The sequence below is a fragment of the Vescimonas sanitatis genome (assembly GCF_049060325.1).
GTDB classification, from domain to species: domain Bacteria; phylum Bacillota; class Clostridia; order Oscillospirales; family Oscillospiraceae; genus Vescimonas; species Vescimonas sanitatis.
Genome location: NZ_JBMGPW010000004.1, coordinates 48,949 through 64,114, shown reverse-complemented (window position 1 = coordinate 64,114; position 15,166 = coordinate 48,949). Strand labels below are relative to the sequence as shown.

Annotated in this window: 17 protein-coding genes and 3 tRNA genes; 12 read left to right on the top strand and 8 right to left on the bottom strand. The window is 60.1% G+C overall.

Annotated features, from left to right (window positions below):
- Positions 1 to 53 precede the first annotated feature (53 nt).
- The 3 genes from ACOMDU_RS06255 (at position 54) to ACOMDU_RS06245 (ending at position 2,178) form a co-directional block, all read left to right on the top strand.
- Positions 54 to 581 carry a DUF4358 domain-containing protein gene (locus ACOMDU_RS06255; RefSeq protein ID WP_421129569.1) on the top strand — a complete coding sequence of 176 codons (528 nt, stop codon included), beginning with the start codon at positions 54 to 56 and terminating at the stop codon, positions 579 to 581.
- 71 nt (positions 582 to 652) lie between these two features.
- Positions 653 to 1,207, top strand: a complete 555-nt coding sequence (locus tag ACOMDU_RS06250) for an RNA polymerase sigma factor (protein ID WP_421129568.1) — start codon at positions 653 to 655, stop codon at positions 1,205 to 1,207.
- On the top strand, positions 1,204 to 2,178 hold the full coding sequence (locus ACOMDU_RS06245) for a hypothetical protein (RefSeq protein ID WP_421129567.1): 975 nt from the start codon (positions 1,204 to 1,206) through the stop codon (positions 2,176 to 2,178). Before ACOMDU_RS06250 ends, ACOMDU_RS06245 begins: the two co-directional genes overlap by 4 nt.
- A gap of 145 nt (positions 2,179 to 2,323) precedes the next feature.
- Here the strand turns inward: ACOMDU_RS06245 and ACOMDU_RS06240 are convergent, their stop codons facing one another.
- The 4 genes from ACOMDU_RS06240 to ACOMDU_RS06225 form a co-directional block, all read right to left on the bottom strand.
- Positions 2,324 to 2,647, bottom strand: coding sequence for a putative heavy metal-binding protein (locus ACOMDU_RS06240; RefSeq protein WP_421129566.1), 324 nt, complete (start codon positions 2,645 to 2,647; stop codon positions 2,324 to 2,326).
- A gap of 14 nt (positions 2,648 to 2,661) precedes the next feature.
- On the bottom strand, positions 2,662 to 2,862 hold the full coding sequence (locus ACOMDU_RS06235) for a DUF6440 family protein (protein ID WP_421129565.1): 201 nt from the start codon (positions 2,860 to 2,862) through the stop codon (positions 2,662 to 2,664).
- Between the two features lie 4 nt (positions 2,863 to 2,866).
- On the bottom strand, positions 2,867 to 3,781 hold the full coding sequence (locus ACOMDU_RS06230) for an SPFH domain-containing protein (protein ID WP_421129563.1): 915 nt from the start codon (positions 3,779 to 3,781) through the stop codon (positions 2,867 to 2,869).
- 121 nt (positions 3,782 to 3,902) lie between these two features.
- A complete protein-coding gene (locus ACOMDU_RS06225; protein ID WP_476718544.1) occupies positions 3,903 to 4,733 on the bottom strand; it encodes an NfeD family protein in 831 nt (276 codons plus the stop codon).
- Positions 4,734 to 4,969: 236 nt separating this feature from the next.
- On the opposite strand from ACOMDU_RS06225, the gene ACOMDU_RS06215 reads away from it, so the two are divergent.
- The 7 genes from ACOMDU_RS06215 to ACOMDU_RS06185 all read left to right on the top strand — a co-directional run bounded on the left by ACOMDU_RS06215 (position 4,970) and on the right by ACOMDU_RS06185 (position 9,868).
- A complete protein-coding gene (locus tag ACOMDU_RS06215; RefSeq protein WP_421129562.1) occupies positions 4,970 to 6,085 on the top strand; it encodes a THUMP domain-containing class I SAM-dependent RNA methyltransferase in 1,116 nt (371 codons plus the stop codon).
- A 257-nt stretch (positions 6,086 to 6,342) separates the two neighbouring features.
- Positions 6,343 to 7,272, top strand: a complete 930-nt coding sequence (locus tag ACOMDU_RS06210; RefSeq protein ID WP_022135663.1) for a diacylglycerol/lipid kinase family protein — start codon at positions 6,343 to 6,345, stop codon at positions 7,270 to 7,272.
- 161 nt (positions 7,273 to 7,433) lie between these two features.
- Positions 7,434 to 7,718 (top strand): co-chaperone GroES, encoded by a 285-nt coding sequence (locus tag ACOMDU_RS06205; RefSeq protein WP_022135664.1) that lies wholly within the window; start codon positions 7,434 to 7,436, stop codon positions 7,716 to 7,718.
- Positions 7,719 to 7,804: 86 nt separating this feature from the next.
- Complete coding sequence (gene groL, locus ACOMDU_RS06200; protein WP_421129561.1) at positions 7,805 to 9,436, top strand: chaperonin GroEL; 1,632 nt, start codon at positions 7,805 to 7,807, stop codon at positions 9,434 to 9,436.
- A 126-nt stretch (positions 9,437 to 9,562) separates the two neighbouring features.
- Positions 9,563 to 9,639 (top strand) — tRNA-Met (locus ACOMDU_RS06195).
- Between the two features lie 47 nt (positions 9,640 to 9,686).
- A tRNA-Glu gene (locus ACOMDU_RS06190) sits at positions 9,687 to 9,761 on the top strand.
- A 30-nt stretch (positions 9,762 to 9,791) separates the two neighbouring features.
- Positions 9,792 to 9,868 (top strand) — tRNA-Val (locus ACOMDU_RS06185).
- Between the two features lie 181 nt (positions 9,869 to 10,049).
- Here ACOMDU_RS06185 and ACOMDU_RS06180 read toward each other — a convergent pair.
- From ACOMDU_RS06180 to ACOMDU_RS06170, 3 genes are all read right to left on the bottom strand, one after another.
- Positions 10,050 to 10,409, bottom strand: a complete 360-nt coding sequence (locus ACOMDU_RS06180) for a tyrosine-type recombinase/integrase (RefSeq protein WP_421129714.1) — start codon at positions 10,407 to 10,409, stop codon at positions 10,050 to 10,052.
- Between the two features lie 196 nt (positions 10,410 to 10,605).
- A complete protein-coding gene (locus ACOMDU_RS06175) occupies positions 10,606 to 11,841 on the bottom strand; it encodes a Zn-dependent hydrolase (protein ID WP_421129560.1) in 1,236 nt (411 codons plus the stop codon).
- Between the two features lie 12 nt (positions 11,842 to 11,853).
- Positions 11,854 to 12,285, bottom strand: a complete 432-nt coding sequence (locus ACOMDU_RS06170) for an amidohydrolase family protein (protein ID WP_421129559.1) — start codon at positions 12,283 to 12,285, stop codon at positions 11,854 to 11,856.
- 187 nt (positions 12,286 to 12,472) lie between these two features.
- Between ACOMDU_RS06170 and ACOMDU_RS06165 the strand changes: the two genes are divergently transcribed.
- Positions 12,473 to 12,739, top strand: coding sequence for a TetR/AcrR family transcriptional regulator (locus tag ACOMDU_RS06165; RefSeq protein WP_421129558.1), 267 nt, complete (start codon positions 12,473 to 12,475; stop codon positions 12,737 to 12,739).
- A gap of 240 nt (positions 12,740 to 12,979) precedes the next feature.
- Here the strand turns inward: ACOMDU_RS06165 and ACOMDU_RS06160 are convergent, their stop codons facing one another.
- Positions 12,980 to 13,684: a helix-turn-helix domain-containing protein gene (locus ACOMDU_RS06160; RefSeq protein WP_421129557.1), complete on the bottom strand. Its 705-nt coding sequence runs from the start codon at positions 13,682 to 13,684 to the stop codon at positions 12,980 to 12,982.
- A gap of 200 nt (positions 13,685 to 13,884) precedes the next feature.
- On the opposite strand from ACOMDU_RS06160, the gene ACOMDU_RS06155 reads away from it, so the two are divergent.
- Positions 13,885 to 15,105 carry a MalY/PatB family protein gene (locus ACOMDU_RS06155; RefSeq protein WP_421129556.1) on the top strand — a complete coding sequence of 407 codons (1,221 nt, stop codon included), beginning with the start codon at positions 13,885 to 13,887 and terminating at the stop codon, positions 15,103 to 15,105.
- Positions 15,106 to 15,166 lie beyond the last annotated feature (61 nt).

The window sequence follows — 15,166 nt, the reverse complement described above, 5'->3', positions numbered from 1 at the left end:
CCTGAAGGCGTAAAGTGCGCGGGACCTGCCCCGCGCCCGAAAGGAGTGCTTACATGATGAAAAAGATAGTTGCATTGCTGATGGCGCTGGTCATGGCGATGTCTCTGATGGCCTGCGGCCAGAAGGAGGATAACATCGGCGGCGAGAAAAAGGACGACCAGACGCAGACCGACGGTCAGTCCGTTGACCTGCGGGCGGCGTACGAGGCCGGTATCAAGCATGTGCAGGAGGAGCTGGGCGACAACGCGCCTGTGCTGCTGGAGGAGACGGCTGTGGAGATCCTGAACAGCTACTACCCCGGCCTGGAGAACGCCAAGCTGAAGCAGTCCGTGTTCTTCATCTCGCCCACCGCCACCTCCTGCGAGGTGTCCATGGTGGAGGCGGAGAGCGCCGCCGACGCCGAGATCGTTCGCCAGAGCTTCCAGGCCCGCGTGGACGCCATGGCCGACGAGACCAACTACCCCGAGGAGGCCGGTATGTGGAAGAACAACGCCACCGTTACCGTCAACGGCAACTATGTGGTGCTGGAGGTGCTGCCCGACGGCTGCACCGTACCCGACGCATTCCTGGCAAAATTCTGATTTCCTATGGCGTTTCCCCTTTCTGTGTGCTATGATGGTCTGAACGATACACACAGAAAGGAGAGTGGCCGATGGAGGACGCTCAGATCATAGATCATTTTTTCCACCGCGACCCGGAGGCCCTCCGCGCCGCGCAGGAGAAATACGAAAAGCGCTGCCTTGCCGCCGCCCGGCACATCCTGCCGGACGTTCGGGACGCGGAGGAGTGCGTCAGTGACGTGTGGCTCCGTTTGTGGAACGCTATCCCACCGGAGCGTCCCCGGTCGCTGGCAGCGTACATCACCACCGTCACCCGCCGCCTGGCCCTGGACAAGTGCGACTATAACCGCGCCGCCCAGCGCCGCAGCGACCTGACTGTGGCCTTCGAGGAGCTGGAGGGCTGCCTGCCCGCCGAGGACGGCGCAGTCCGCGCCCTGGAGCAGCAGGAGTTCCGCCGGGTGCTCAACGGCTTCCTGCGTAAGCTGACCCGGCAGAGCCGGACGTATTTCATCCGCCGTTACTGGTATGGCGAGAGCATCCGCGAGATCGCCGACAGCTGCGGCGCGGGCGAGGAGAAGGTCAAATCCTCCCTCTTCCGCACCCGTCAGCGTCTGCGTACCGTGCTGGAAAAGGAGGGGATGCTGTGAACGACAACAGAATGAAGCGCTGGATGGACGCCATCGACGACGATCTGCTGGAGGAGGCCCAGCGTCCCCTGCCCCGCAGCGGTGCGGCGCGCCGCTGGGGTGCTCTGGCCGCGTGCTTCTGCGCCGCGGCCTTGGCCCTGGCCCTGTGGCAGCCCTGGTCCGCCGGTATCGGTGACAATACCGCCGGCGCGGACGCCGACTTCGGCGGCATGGACAAGAGCTTTTCCGTCGCCATGCCGCCTGCGCTGGACGCCGAGCCGCTCTCTGCCTCTCTGGCCCTGCCGGAGAGCGCGTCTCTGACCTCTGACTACCGGTGGCGTCAGGACGGCGAGGGCGCCGTCACCGGCGTGTCCTGTACCGTCCTGCTGGACGGGTATGACTATGACTACGGCGCGGCCTATGCCAGCCAGCCCCTGCCCGCCCCGGACGGTACCCTCCCGGCGGACACCTGGCAGGTGAACGACCTGACGCTGCTGGTCTATGACGACGGTGCCGTGGGCTGGTACGACACGTCCGCCGGTATCCAGTGGTACTGCGCGGCCTGGGACGGCGGAGAGCCGCTGGTCACCGCCTTTACCCTGATGGACGCACAGTATTACACCGTTCCCACCGCCCCGGAAGGCGCGGACGTGCTGGGCTATGACCTCTTTGACCTGAACGGTGAGACCGTCACCGAAGTCTCCTTTACCCTGAACAGCGTTACCTGGCACTACCGCATGGCCCCCACTTTGGACGTTTCAGAAACAATACCGGACATCTCCGACTTCACCGGCGGCAGCCTGACGGCGGAGGGCAGGCTCCGCTGGTGCCCCACCGTCCTCCGATGGGACGCGGGCGGCGCCGGCTGCATCATCTGGCGGGACATCGCTCCCGGTCTGGCGTACAGTCTGACCGCGGACACCGGTGCGTCGGAGAAGACGCTGGCGGATATGGCCGCCCTGGTGTTCAAGCCTGCCCAGGGGGAGTCCTGAATAAGACGCAAAAAGCACCCCGAAAGGGGTGCTTTTTGCGTCACTCGTCGTATTTCCGACAGTACAGCAGGTTGCGGGCGGCGTCATTTTCGCCCCGCACAGGGGCAGGAATGTCTGCGTTCTTCCATGGCGGTTCTGTCAGAACTCATCGATCCAGTCTGACGGCGGTGCCGCTGGCGGTGACCATCAGCATGCCGTTGTCAGAGCCAAGCACCTCATAGTCCACATCCACGGCCACCACAGCGTCCGCGTTCAGTTGGAGGGCGCGCTGCTCCAGTTCATAAAGCGCCTGCTCCCGCGCGTTGATCAGCTCGCTTTCGTAGGTGCCGGAGCGCCCGCCGAAGAAGTTGCTGAAGCTGGCGGCGATGTCCTTGACCACGTTAACGCCGGCAATGACCTCGCCAAATACGATCCCCTTATACTCCGTGATGCGGCGACCCTCTACGGTGGGGGTGGTGGTAATGATCATAGCGATCCCTCCTCTCAGAACTCCGGTGCGTCCGATGTCTTGCGGTACAGCAGGGGCTTGCCCTCGGCGTCCACCAGCAGCGTCAGCCCGCCGGAATTGCCCACGGCGTGGTAGAGATACTGCACACCGGTCTGGGTATCCACCAGTACTTCGCTGCTGCTGATAAAGCCGCTGTCCTCCATGACCTTGATAAAGCGCTGCTCCTTCTTTGCCATAGGCTTACTCCGCGGCGGGCGCGTCGTTCTCCACCAGCATTTTCGCGCTGGCGGCCAGACCGGCCAGACCCTGTATCTCGCTGGGGATGATGAGCTTCGTGGCCTTGCCGTCCGCCACCTTCTGCAGCGCCTCCAGCGCCTTGAGCTTGATGACCTGGTCGTTGGGGGCGTTCTCATTCAGCATACGCATGGAGTCGGCCATGGCCTGCTGCACCTTCAGGATGGACTCCGCCTCGGCCTCGGCGGCCATGATCTTGGCCTGTTTGGCGGCGTCGGCCCGCAGCAGGGTGGACTGCTTCTCGCCCTCGGCGATCAGCACCTTGCTGGCCTTCTCGCCCTCGGCCTGCAGGATGGACTCCCGGCGCTCGCGCTCGGCCTTCATCTGCTTTTCCATGGCGTTCTGGATCTCCCGGGGCGGCAGGATGTTCTTCAGCTCCACGCGGTTGACCTTGATGCCCCAGGGGTCGGTAGCCTCGTCCAGAATGGAGCGCATCTTGGCGTTGATGGTGTCGCGGCTGGTCAGGGACTGGTCCAGCTCCAGCTCGCCGATGATGTTGCGCAGCGTGGTGGCCGTCAGGTTCTCGATGGCGCTCATGGGGTATTCCACGCCGTAGGTGTACAGCTTGGGGTCCGTGATCTGGAAATAGATGACGGTGTCGATCTGCATGGTCACGTTGTCCTTGGTGATGACCGGCTGGGGATCGAAATCGGCCACCTGCTCCTTCAGACTGACCTTCTTTACCACCCGCTCGATGAAGGGCAGCTTGAAGTGCAGACCAACGCCCCACACGCTGTGGAACGCGCCCAGGCGCTCGATGACGTAGGCCTTGGACTGCTGGACGATCTGGATGCAGCTGACGATGACGGCCAGAATGAGAATGACCAGAATGATGATGGCGATGGTTCCCGATGTCGGCATAATAGTTCCTCCTTATTCTCCTGTGTGTTTCATAGTCTCAGTATGCTTATGGATGAGGTGGATGATGCGGGCGACTACGCCCAGCAGTATGGCGGCCAATCCGCCCAGAACATACGGCATATCAAGGCTCCTTCTGTACGATGAGCTTCACGCCCTCCATCCGCAGGATACGCACGGCGGCGTCCGGCTCTATGACCTCCCCGTCGGCGCTGCGCGCCGTCCAGGTCTTACCGTCTATATAGACGGCGCCGGAGGGCAGCGCGTTGTCGATGCGCTCTGTCACGCGGCCCACATTGTTCAGTACCCGGTCGGCGTTGGTGGGCTTGATATCCTTTTTCATCAGCTTGGCCACCAGCGGCCGGGTAAAGGCCAGCGCCGCGATGGACACCGCGAAGAACAGTCCCACCTGCAGCCACACCGGCCCGCCGCATACTGCGGCGATCAGTCCGGCCACGCTGCCCAGGACGAACCAGATGGATGTCAACCCGGCGGTGGCGGTCTCCGCCACGCCGAAAATGATGATAGCAGCGATCCATATCGTTGTCGCCATGTCTGTGTCGCCTCCTCTCAGAATAAGCCCAATGATGCCGGCCAGCGCACCGATGCCCACCAGCACACCTGCGGCCAGCCATTTGTTCTTCGGGGACAGGTTGGTCAGGAAGGCGCCCACGGCGCTGCCCAGCGTGGCGCGGGGCAGGGGGGCGGCCTCCTGCTCCGGCGCGGGGCGTGCCTCCACCGCCGCGGCGGGTACCGGGGCCTCCTCGGCGAACAGGTCGGCGATAGACACCTGATAGCGGTTGCAGATATAAAGGATCTTCTCCATCTCCGGGTAGCCCCGTCCGCTTTCCCATTTGCTCACCGCCTGGCGGGAGACCTGCAACTGCTCGGCGAATTGCTCCTGTGTCAGTCCGTTGCCGCGCCGTACCGCTGCCAGCCGATCACCAAATGCCATATGTGTCCTCCTTTGCTTTCGGTGCCGTCAGTATACGGGACACCGACGGAAAAGTCTATCACGTTCAGGTTGCATTTCCGTAAAATTGTCTGCCAATGTACCGTGCATGGTGCAACCTCAGGTTTACATTCCCTATTATAGCGTAAGCGGTCCCGAAAAGCCACTGGAAATTTAGGTTGCGCGCCCTGGTATTTTTCGGTATACTCTTTGGTAGTCAAGAAACCGAGGTGTATCCCATGATAACTTACGAGATCCCCTGCCTGCTGGGGTTGGAAAAGCTGGTGGCCGACGAGATCAAGCGCCTTGGCCTGGCCGACGTGCGTGCGGAAAACGGCCGTGTGCTCTGTCAGGGCAGCTGGGCGGACTGCGCCCGGCTGAATATCAATCTGCGCTGCGGCGCCCGGGTCATCGCCCTGCTGGGGCAGTTCCCGGCGCGGAGCTTCGAGGAGCTGTTCCAGGGCGTGCGCGCCATCCCCTGGGAGGAGTTTCTGCCCCGGGAGGCGGCCTTCCCGGTAAAGGGCTACTCCATCTCCTCCCAGCTGCACTCCGTGCCCGCCTGCCAGAGCATCATCAAAAAGGCCGTGGTGGAGCGCCTGAAGGCCCACTACGGCATGGATCAGTTTCCGGAGACGGGGACGAAATACCAGATACGCTTTTCCGTGTTCAAGGATCAGGTGTCCATCGGCCTGGATGCCAGCGGCGAAGGGCTGTACAAGCGGGGCTACCGCGCCGTAGGCGTGGAGGCGCCCCTGCGGGAGACGCTGGCGGCGGCACTGGTGACCCTCAGCCGCTACCGGGGCCGCGACCCCTTCTGCGATCCCTTCTGCGGCAGCGGTACTATCCCCATCGAGGCGGCGCTCATCGCCAAAAACCGCGCCCCCGGTCTGGACCGGCGCTTTGACGCCCAGAAGTGGGCATTCCTGCCGCCTGCGTGCTGGATGGACGCGGCAGATGAGGCCCAGGACAGGGAATTTCATGGGCAGTACGATATCTGGGGCGGCGACATCGACCCCCGCGCCGTGGACATTGCCCGGGACAACGCCCGCAAGGCCGGCGTGGACGACTGCGTCCGCTTTGAGGTGGCCGACGCGGCCCAATTCCACCGGGACAGCACCTATGGCCAGCTGGTGACCAACCCGCCCTACGGCGAGCGCCTGCTGGAGAGACAGGAGGCCGAGGCGCTGTACCGCGCCTTCGGCAAGGCGTGGCGCACGCTGCCCGCAGGCTGGCGCACACTGGTGCTTTCGAGCCACACGGAGTTCGAGCGCTGCTTCGGCAAGCCGGCGGACAAAAAGCGCAAGCTCTATAACGGCATGATCAAGTGTGATGTGTTTATGTACGGCAATGTCTGATGGCCATCTTTTCCGCTGATGCTTTGTTGCGGCGGCTTGCCGTACACAAAGTACGCCTACGCTGCCGCGCCGCGCCTCAGCGAAAAATCTGAGCCGTTAGGGGGGACATCTTTTCCGCCCTGCCTTAATAAATCCCCGGCATATGACTTTATTTTCAATTTGTTCACTTTCTTTTGCAGAAACATGATACAATTACCCGTATGCTTTCGAAATAAATTCAACGAAATTCTAATATGTTGATGAGGAGGAGAGCCTCGATGAAGCATATTTTTATCATCAATCCCACGGCGGGCAAGACCGACAGCCGGCAGAAGATCTACGACATGGCGGAGTCGCTGCGGCAGAAGCACGGGCTGGACGTGCAGTGCATCCTGACGAAAAAGCAGGGCCACGCCACGGAGCTGGCGAAGAAGCTCTGCGAGACGGGCGAGGCACTGCGGTTCTACGCCTGCGGCGGCGACGGGACCGTCAACGAGGTGGCCAACGGCATTATCGGCTATGACAACGCCGCCATGACCGTGATCCCCGTGGGCACCGGCAACGATTTCCTAAAGAACTTCGGCGATGATATGGAGAAGTTCCGGGACGCCGAAAACCTATGGGACGGCCCGCAGTTTCCTATGGACGCCATCGACGTCAACGGCCGCGTGGCGCTGACCATCGCCTGCTCCGGCATCGACGCGCGGGTGGCCCGGGACGTACATAAATACAGCGAGAGCCCGCTGCTGGACGGCAAGGGCAGCTATATCTACTCTCTGGCGGTGAATTTCCTGTTCAAGGGCATCGGCACCCACTGGACCATCACCCTGGACGATGTGACCACGGAGGGCGACTGGTCGCTGGTATCTGTGTGCAACGGCCGGTACTACGGCGGCGGCTTTATGCCTGTGGCCGAGGCCCGGATGGATGACGGCGTGCTGAATACCCTGGTGGTCAGAGAGGTCAACCGCCGCACGTTCCTGAAATTCGTGGGGCCGTACTCCAGGGGCGAGTACGCCAAGTTTCCGGAATACGCGCACTGCTCCTGTCCCAAGGTGGTACATATCCACTCGGAGAAGCCGGACATCGTCACCTGCCTGGACGGCGAGAGCGTGGTCAACAGCGATGTGACCATTAAGCTGCACGACAAAAAGCTGAACTTCTTCGGCCCGGAGGGCTGCTCCTGCAACCGGACGGCCCGCGGCTGAGGACAGCGCTTGAACATTTTGTGAATTTTTCAAAATTTCTCCGTTTCCCCCTTGCAAATCCCGCATAGTGTGGTATGATAATCAGCGTTAGCACTCAAGCATTTTGAGTGCTAACGCTGAAACTGTTTTATCAAAAATAGAAATACAAGGAGGAACCAACTATGAAGCTGACACCGCTTGCTGACCGCGTGGTGCTGAAGATGACCGAGCCGGAGGAGACCACCAAGGGCGGCATTATCCTGACCGGCTCCGCCAAGGAGAAGCCCTCTGTGGCTGAGGTCATTTCCGTGGGCCCCGGCGGCACCGTTGACGGGAAGACCGTGGTCATGTCCGTGAAGGCCGGCGACAAGGTCATCACCGACAAGTATGCCGGCACCAAGGTGACGCTGGAGGACGTGGAGTATATCATCGTCAAGCAGAGCGACATCCTGGCTATCGTGGAGTGATGTGCTTTGCCGCGTACACGCCGCGGCAAATGCTTTAAGTTTGCGTGTTCCCCTGTAAATCATTCTCAATTTTGGAGGCATTAGATATGGCAAAGATCATCAAGCGCGGCGACGAAGCCCGCAAGGCGCTGGAAGCCGGTGTCAATCAGCTGGCCGATACCGTAAAGGTCACCCTGGGCCCCAAGGGCCGCAACGTGGTGCTGGATAAGAAGTTCGGCACACCCCTTATCACCAACGACGGTGTTTCCATCGCCAAGGAGATCGAGCTGGACGATCCGTTCGAGAACATGGGCGCGCAGCTGGTGCGCGAGGTGTCCACCAAGACCAATGACGTGGCCGGCGACGGCACGACGACCGCTACATTGCTGGCACAGGCCATGATCCGCGAGGGCCTGCGTAACCTGGCCGCCGGCGCCAACCCCATCGTGATGAAGAAGGGCATGGCCAAGGCCGTGGAGGCCGCTGTGGGCGCCATCAAGGAGCAGAGCCAGAAGGTCAACGGCACCGATGACATCGCCCGCGTGGGCACCGTGTCCTCCGGCGACGAGACCATCGGCAAGCTGATCGCCGAGGCTATGGAGAAGGTCAGCGCCGACGGCGTGATCACCATCGAGGAGTCCAAGACCGCCGAGACGTACAGCGAGGTCGTGGAGGGCATGATGTTCGACCGCGGCTACATCACCCCCTATATGGCCACCGATATGGAGAAGATGGAGGCCGTCGTGGACGATCCCTACATCCTCATCACCGATAAGAAGATCTCTGTGATCTCCGACATCCTGCCCCTGCTGGAGCAGATGCTGCAGAGCGGCAAGAAGCTGGTTATCATCGCCGAGGACGTGGAGGGTGAGGCCCTGTCCACCCTGCTGGTGAACCGCCTGAAGGGCGTGCTGAACGTGGTGTGCGTCAAGGCCCCCGGCTTTGGCGACCGCCGCAAGGAGATGCTGCAGGATATCGCTATCCTGACCGGCGGCCAGGTCATCAGCGAGGAGCTGGGCCTGACGCTGAAGGATGCCACCATTGATATGCTGGGCCGTGCCCGCCAGATCAAGGTGACCAAGGAGAACACCATCATCGTGGACGGTATGGGCGACCAGCAGGCTATCAAGGACCGTGTGGCCCAGATTCGCGCGCAGATCGGTGTGACCACCAGCGAGTACGACAAGGAGAAGCTGCAGGAGCGCCTGGCCAAGCTGGCCGGCGGCGTGGCGGTCATCAAGGTCGGTGCGGCTACCGAGACCGAGATGAAGGAGAAGAAGCTGCGTATCGAGGACGCCTTGAACGCCACCAAGGCCGCTGTGGAGGAAGGTATCGTGGCCGGCGGCGGCACCATCTATGTGAACGTGATCCCCGCCGTCACCGCGCTGCTGAACAGCACCGAGGGCGACGAGCGTGTGGGCGTGTCCCTGGTAGCCAAGGCCCTGGAGGCCCCCATCCGCCAGATCGCGGCCAATGCCGGCATCGACGGCTCCGTGGTGCTGGAGAAGGTGCGCTCCGCCGGCAAGAACGGCTACGGCTTCGACGCTTATAAGGAGGAGTACTGCGATATGATCGCCAGCGGCATCGTGGATCCCGCCAAGGTCACCCGCAGCGCCCTGGAGAATGCCGCCAGTGTGTCCGGCATGGTGCTGACCACCGAATCCCTGGTGGCCGACAAGCCCCAGCCCCCCGCACCGGCAGCCCCCGCACCCGACATGGGCGGCATGGGGATGTATTAATAAATTGACGCACGGGGGACACGGCGCCAGCCGCGTCCCTCGTATTTTCTCCCGGTTTTGCAAAAAAGCTGTTGACAAAGGGAGCTGAAATATGGTATAGTAACTCGTGCCTGTCGAGGATGACATGGCGGCGTAGCTCAGTTGGCTAGAGCATGCGGTTCATACCCGCAGTGTCACCGGTTCAAATCCAGTCGCCGCTACCACACCGGAGAGATGCGTCAGCATCTCTCCGGTATACCCCTCGAAAGACGGCCCGTTGGTCAAGAGGTTAAGACACGGCCCTTTCACGGCTGTAACATGGGTTCGATTCCCGTACGGGTCACCATGTCGGCACCCCGAGGGTCGCCGACAATTCGGAGGCTTAGCTCAGCTGGTTAGAGCGCCTGCTTCACACGCAGGAGGTCACTGGTTCGAGTCCAGCAGTCTCCACCAAAAAGTTCCTGATTTCGTAAAAAATCAGGAACTTTTTTCTGTTTATACTCCCAAATAGTGACGCAGCATTTTGGCGTTTTTCGCTTGACCCAAACCGTGACCCAAAAGCCGAGAGGTCAAGAAAGCACCGGAGAGGGGCGGATGATGCCATCCGCCCCTCTCCGGTGCTGTTTTTTGTGGTCTACATGGTCTGGCTGATGACGCTGCCGATGGTGTCGGCGGCGTCACGCTTCATCCCCTCCGTGGCGTGGGTGTAGGTGCTGAGGGTAAAGCCCGCGTCATAGTGTCCCAGTGCGCCGGACAGCGTCTTGACGTCCACACCGTACTTGAGGGACAGCGTGGCGAAGGTGTGCCTTAGGTCGTGAAACCTGATGTGCTCCGCGCCGATGGCCTTCAGGCTCTTCTCATGGGTGTGCCGGAAGGAATCCGGGTCGAACATGGTGCCGGTCTTGGGCGATACGAATAGGTATCGAACTGGACAGTTCCTTGAGAATCTACTGGAAGATACACCACATGATTTCCTATCGTTGAACGTGTACAGGTTTGATGTCGCCGATTTGCATTTTTCCGAAATATAGAAACAGAATAGGGGAGAATCGGAAACCTACTCATCATTGAAATAATGAGAGCATATTGCGTTTCAGGGCACTTCCGGATCCTCTGCTTTGTTTTGACAAAGCAAAAAGCCAGGCCTCCGGGTACCCAGAGGCCTGGCTTTTTATGGGAGAGCGGAAGGATCAATCGCGATCCAGCTCTTTCAGGGCGGTATATGCCACGTCGCAGCACTTGGCAATATCGCCGGCGGGGGTAAACTCTTCCGGGCAGTGGCTGCGGCCATTCTTGCTGGGAGCAAAAAGCATGCCTACATCCGTTACCTGGGAAATGAACATGGAATCATGTCCGGCGCCGCTGGGCAACGTCTTCAGCGGTAGTTTGTTTTCGCGCAGCCCTTGAGACAATGCGGCGGTGACTTTTTCGGACAGGTGGACGGGGGCCACTTCCATCAAGCCGACGGTCTCGGTCTGATAGCCTTCTGCTTGCAGCTGTGCCAACAGCTTTTCCACTGCGCCAAAAATGGTATCGATGGACGCCTGGTGGGGTGAGCGGCACTCCACCGACATTTCTACCTTACCGGGAACCACGTTGGGCGCGCCCGGCTCCACGTGGAGGGAGCCGCAGGTGGTCACGGTGCCATCATTCAGCTCCCGGGCCACTTCATCCACGAGATGCACGATCTTCATAGCCGCCACAACAGCGTCAAGACGCAGGCGCATGGGGGTCGTTCCACCGTGATCGGGCCGGCCTGTGATGATGAGCTTCTTGGTGCGGATACCCACGATGGTATCCACGATGCCGACGGACAGTTTTTCGCTTTCCAGCACCGGGCCCTGCTCAATATGGGGTTCGATGAAATAAGCCCAACTGGTCTTATCGCGTTTTACCTGAGGCAAGTCATCCGGGGTCAAGCCGTAGGCCTTCATGACATCGTAGGCGGTGACGCCGTCGTTGTTTGTCAACTGCTTCAGATAGTCCGTCTCCAGCAGGCCGGACAGAGCCTTGCCGCCCAGGATACCGGAGCTGAAGGAGTTGCCTTCTTCCTCCACAATAGCGATCACCTCAAAGGGATGCCGCAGAGAGAGGTTGTCCTCCTGCATCATCCGGGCCAGCTCCAGACCGCAGATAATGCCCATGGCACCGTCGTATTTACCGCCATTGCGGACGGAATCCAGATGGGAACCAACGGCGATGGCCGCCAGGGAACGATCTGTGCCCTCCTTCCGGCCGATCAGATTACCCATGGAATCCAGGCGGACGGACAGGCCTGCTGCCTCGAGCTCTTGCTTCAGGTACGCCTGGGCAGCTCGGTACTCTGTGGTGTAGGACAGACGGGTAATGCCTGCGCCGGGCGTTGCGTTGAACTGCGCCAACGCTTCGACCGTCTGCTCAATACGGGATCGATTTGCAAAAGCCATAGTATCACTTCCTTACTTGATGGGCTGCACCATCTTGCCGTGGCCCGGCTGTGCCACAACTTCGCCGTTTTCGGCCACGACGGTGCCGCGCACCATGGTCAGCACGGGAGCACCCTTGACGGCAAAGCCGTTGAAGGGGCTGTGCTTCACCACAGAGTGGAACTTAGCCGCGTCGACGGTGTACTCCTTGTTCAGATCCACCAGTACCACATCGGCGTCGGCGCCCACCTGCAGCGTGCCCTTCTTGGGGAAGATACGGAACAGCTTGGCGGGATTTTCACACATGACCTCCACCAGCTTCTGCATGGTGATCCGGCCCTTGTTGACGCCCTCGGTCAGCATAACGGGCAGAGAGGTCTCCAAACCAAGCGCACCGTTGCCGGCCTGCCAGATGTCAGCCCAGTCTTTCTTTTTCGCTTTTTGCTTTTGATACACTTGTGGCACAGGGAGCGACCCTATTTCGCGTTCCTAACGTACGTTCAGTTGGTCATGTTATAGCACACAGTTTGCGAAATGTCAACAGATTTATCCGACGAATATCTGCTTTATTTGTTGCCTTTTTTGCTGATAATCGCGGGTTCTTTTTATTTCCGTTTGACAGGATGAAAAAGAGCGCTATTCTTTTATACGAATGAACGTTCATACGTCGCTGTGCTATTCCGGCACCTCTATCGCGGCCATCGCTAAGGAGATCGGCATACAGAAGTCTTCGCTATACGCCCATTTCGCAGATAAGGAGCAGCTTTTTCTGGAAGTCTTTCAACGGTTTCACGACGAGACCGCACTGAAGCTCTCTGCCATTTTTCTGACAGAACTGCCGGATAAGGAGAAGCTACACGAGGCCTTTCTGCTGTTCTGCGTCGGCAGGAACGCCAGCATCTTCCGGATCGGCCTGTGATTGGCCTTTGCAGCACGAGCAGATGCGAATAGGCGTTGCCATGGCGAAATCCCACCAAAATGCGAAGTAAGGCCCCCGGGAATTACCCGGGGGCCTTCACGGTTATCGTATATATTTGGAGGATGAAAAATCGGATTTATTCATCCTATGTCGTAGGCACTGCATCGAAAGAATTCAATCGTAAGGCGGAACACCGCATAAGCCAGCAAGTCTACTTTCAGGATATCCGTTTGGGGCCGTTCACATCACGGACAGCATATTGTAGCGCTTCAGCAGCTGAATGTCCTCCCGGGAGATGCGCAGGTCCTGCAGAAACTCCGGTGTCTCCGGCTGGATGCTCTTGGACAGAAATACCTTGGTGGAGGTAGGCATAATGGGTCGGCAGGAGATGCCGAAGCCCAGCCCCCACTTTGTTCCGGCGTTCAGATAGGAGGCGGGCAGACAGAGGAGATAGACGTCCATCTCCGTGTCCTGATTGTGGGTAACGATGTTGCTGAGGGCATCGTAGTGGCTCAGCGTACCCAGATAGGTGTTTTCACAGTTCCGGTACTGCTGATAGTCCTGAAAGTTCATGTACAGCGCTATGTCATAGGCGTTGGCGCCGGTCTTGGCCCGGATATCGATGACACTGCGGACCAGACTGTTGTTCCGGCCGTCGAAATAGTACATATACAGCCGGTCAACGCCGCGGAAGAAGGCGGGCACGCTGTCGGCCGTCAGATCTTCCACGGGCAGCGGGGCACAGTACAGCAGCTTTTCCGGCGGCACACCCAGGGCGGCCGCCACCTCGTACAGCGTCACCACGTCCATGGCGATCTGCCCGCTTTCGTACTTGGATACGGTGGCCCCGGTTTTGTGGAGCAGCGCCGCCAGCTCCACGATCTTCATTCCGCGCTTTTTGCGGTAGTATTTGATCTTCGCGCCGATCTCTTCTGTCAATGTCATGGCACTTTCCTCAAAATCAAGTTTTAGTGATTTGACCCTCTGCTTTTCAGTATAGACGCTTTTCCCGGTCCGCGCAAGGGAAAATATAATTGTGAGGAAAGTTTTTCACAAAATTCGTTCCTGAAAAGTAAGCGGCGGGCTTTGACGGGGCGCGCGGCGGCTGGTATTATAAAACCATAACAGGAAAGGAGCGATACACCATGACCTACAACTTCGACGAGATCATTGATCGGCGCAACACCAATTCCGAGAATGTAGAGGGCTGGCGGCCCTACATTTTCCACTGCGGGCCGGAGAGGGTGTTCCCCTACAAGGACGAGGAATTCATCCGGATGTGGGTGGCGGACATGGAGTTCGCTGTGGCGCCGGAGATCCTGCAGGCCATCACCGACCGGGTAGATCGGCGCATTTTGGGCTATACCCTGGTGTACGATAAGGGTTATTATGAGGCGCTGCGCGCCTGGTGCGAGAGCCGTTACGGCTGGTCCTTCCCCAAGGAGCAGCTGACGTTCTCTCCCGGCGTCATCCCGGCGCTGTACCAGCTGACGGAGGACCTGGTCAAGCCGCTGAATGGCAAGGTCCTGACCATGACGCCTGCCTACGGCTTTTTCCTCCACGCCTGCGAATACAACGGCGTGGAGCTGGTGACCTCGCCCCTGCGGGAGGAGGGCGGCCGCTTCTCCGTGGACTGGGAGGACCTTGAGGCGAAGGCCGCCGACCCGGATGTGAAGCTGCTGATGCTCTGCAATCCCCACAACCCCACCGGCCGCATCTGGACCGAGGATGAGCTGCGCCACATGGCGGCCATCATCGAAAAGCACCGGCTGTGGGTGGTGTCCGACGAGATCCACTGCGACCTGATCCGCACCGGCTTGCACCATACCCCTATGGGCAAGGTCATGCCGGACTATGACCGGCTCATCACCTGTATGTCCGCCAGCAAGACCTTTAATCTGGCGGGCCTGATGCACTCCAATATTATCATCCGCGACGCGGAGGAGCGTGCCCGCTTCCAGGATCGGGACAAGAACATCGGCGCGGTGAACCCGCTGTCCATCGCGGCCCACAAGGCGGCCTATGAGTACGGCGGCCCCTGGCTGGAGCAGCTGAAGGCCTATGTGGACGGCAACCTGGCCCTGGTGGACCGTTTCCTGAAGGAGAACATTCCCGGCGCGAAGTTTACCATTCCTGAGTCCACCTACTTCGCCTGGGTGGACCTGCGGGAGGTGCTGCCGGAGGTGGAGGACCTGCCGGACTTCTTTGCCAACAAGGCCGGCGTGCTGCTGGAGGGCGGCGACGGCCTGTTCGTGGGCAACGCCAGGGGGCATATCCGCCTGAATTTGGCCATGCCCCGCGCCACGGTGCAGACCGGCCTGGAGCGTATCGCCGAGGCCATCCGCAAGGAGAAGGCCGGCGCATAACGCCGCGGCCGCACGAATAGGCGTTGCACATCTCCTGCCTATCTGCTACAATGGCGGCAGT

What these genes read in the sequence shown, in the direction of transcription:
- ACOMDU_RS06255 (WP_421129569.1), top strand. Translation starts at nt 54, where the DNA reads ATGATGAAAAAGATAGTTGCATTGCTGATGGCGCTGGTCATGGCGATG.
- ACOMDU_RS06250 (WP_421129568.1), top strand. Translation starts at nt 653, where the DNA reads ATGGAGGACGCTCAGATCATAGATCATTTTTTCCACCGCGACCCGGAG.
- ACOMDU_RS06240 (WP_421129566.1), bottom strand. Translation starts at nt 2,647, where the DNA reads ATGATCATTACCACCACCCCCACCGTAGAGGGTCGCCGCATCACGGAG.
- ACOMDU_RS06235 (WP_421129565.1), bottom strand. Translation starts at nt 2,862, where the DNA reads ATGGCAAAGAAGGAGCAGCGCTTTATCAAGGTCATGGAGGACAGCGGC.
- ACOMDU_RS06230 (WP_421129563.1), bottom strand. Translation starts at nt 3,781, where the DNA reads ATGCCGACATCGGGAACCATCGCCATCATCATTCTGGTCATTCTCATT.
- ACOMDU_RS06225 (WP_476718544.1), bottom strand. Translation starts at nt 4,733, where the DNA reads ATGGCATTTGGTGATCGGCTGGCAGCGGTACGGCGCGGCAACGGACTG.
- ACOMDU_RS06215 (WP_421129562.1), top strand. Translation starts at nt 4,970, where the DNA reads ATGATAACTTACGAGATCCCCTGCCTGCTGGGGTTGGAAAAGCTGGTG.
- ACOMDU_RS06210 (WP_022135663.1), top strand. Translation starts at nt 6,343, where the DNA reads ATGAAGCATATTTTTATCATCAATCCCACGGCGGGCAAGACCGACAGC.
- ACOMDU_RS06205 (WP_022135664.1), top strand. Translation starts at nt 7,434, where the DNA reads ATGAAGCTGACACCGCTTGCTGACCGCGTGGTGCTGAAGATGACCGAG.
- groL (WP_421129561.1), top strand. Translation starts at nt 7,805, where the DNA reads ATGGCAAAGATCATCAAGCGCGGCGACGAAGCCCGCAAGGCGCTGGAA.
- ACOMDU_RS06175 (WP_421129560.1), bottom strand. Translation starts at nt 11,841, where the DNA reads ATGGCTTTTGCAAATCGATCCCGTATTGAGCAGACGGTCGAAGCGTTG.
- ACOMDU_RS06165 (WP_421129558.1), top strand. Translation starts at nt 12,473, where the DNA reads ATGAACGTTCATACGTCGCTGTGCTATTCCGGCACCTCTATCGCGGCC.
- ACOMDU_RS06160 (WP_421129557.1), bottom strand. Translation starts at nt 13,684, where the DNA reads ATGACATTGACAGAAGAGATCGGCGCGAAGATCAAATACTACCGCAAA.
- ACOMDU_RS06155 (WP_421129556.1), top strand. Translation starts at nt 13,885, where the DNA reads ATGACCTACAACTTCGACGAGATCATTGATCGGCGCAACACCAATTCC.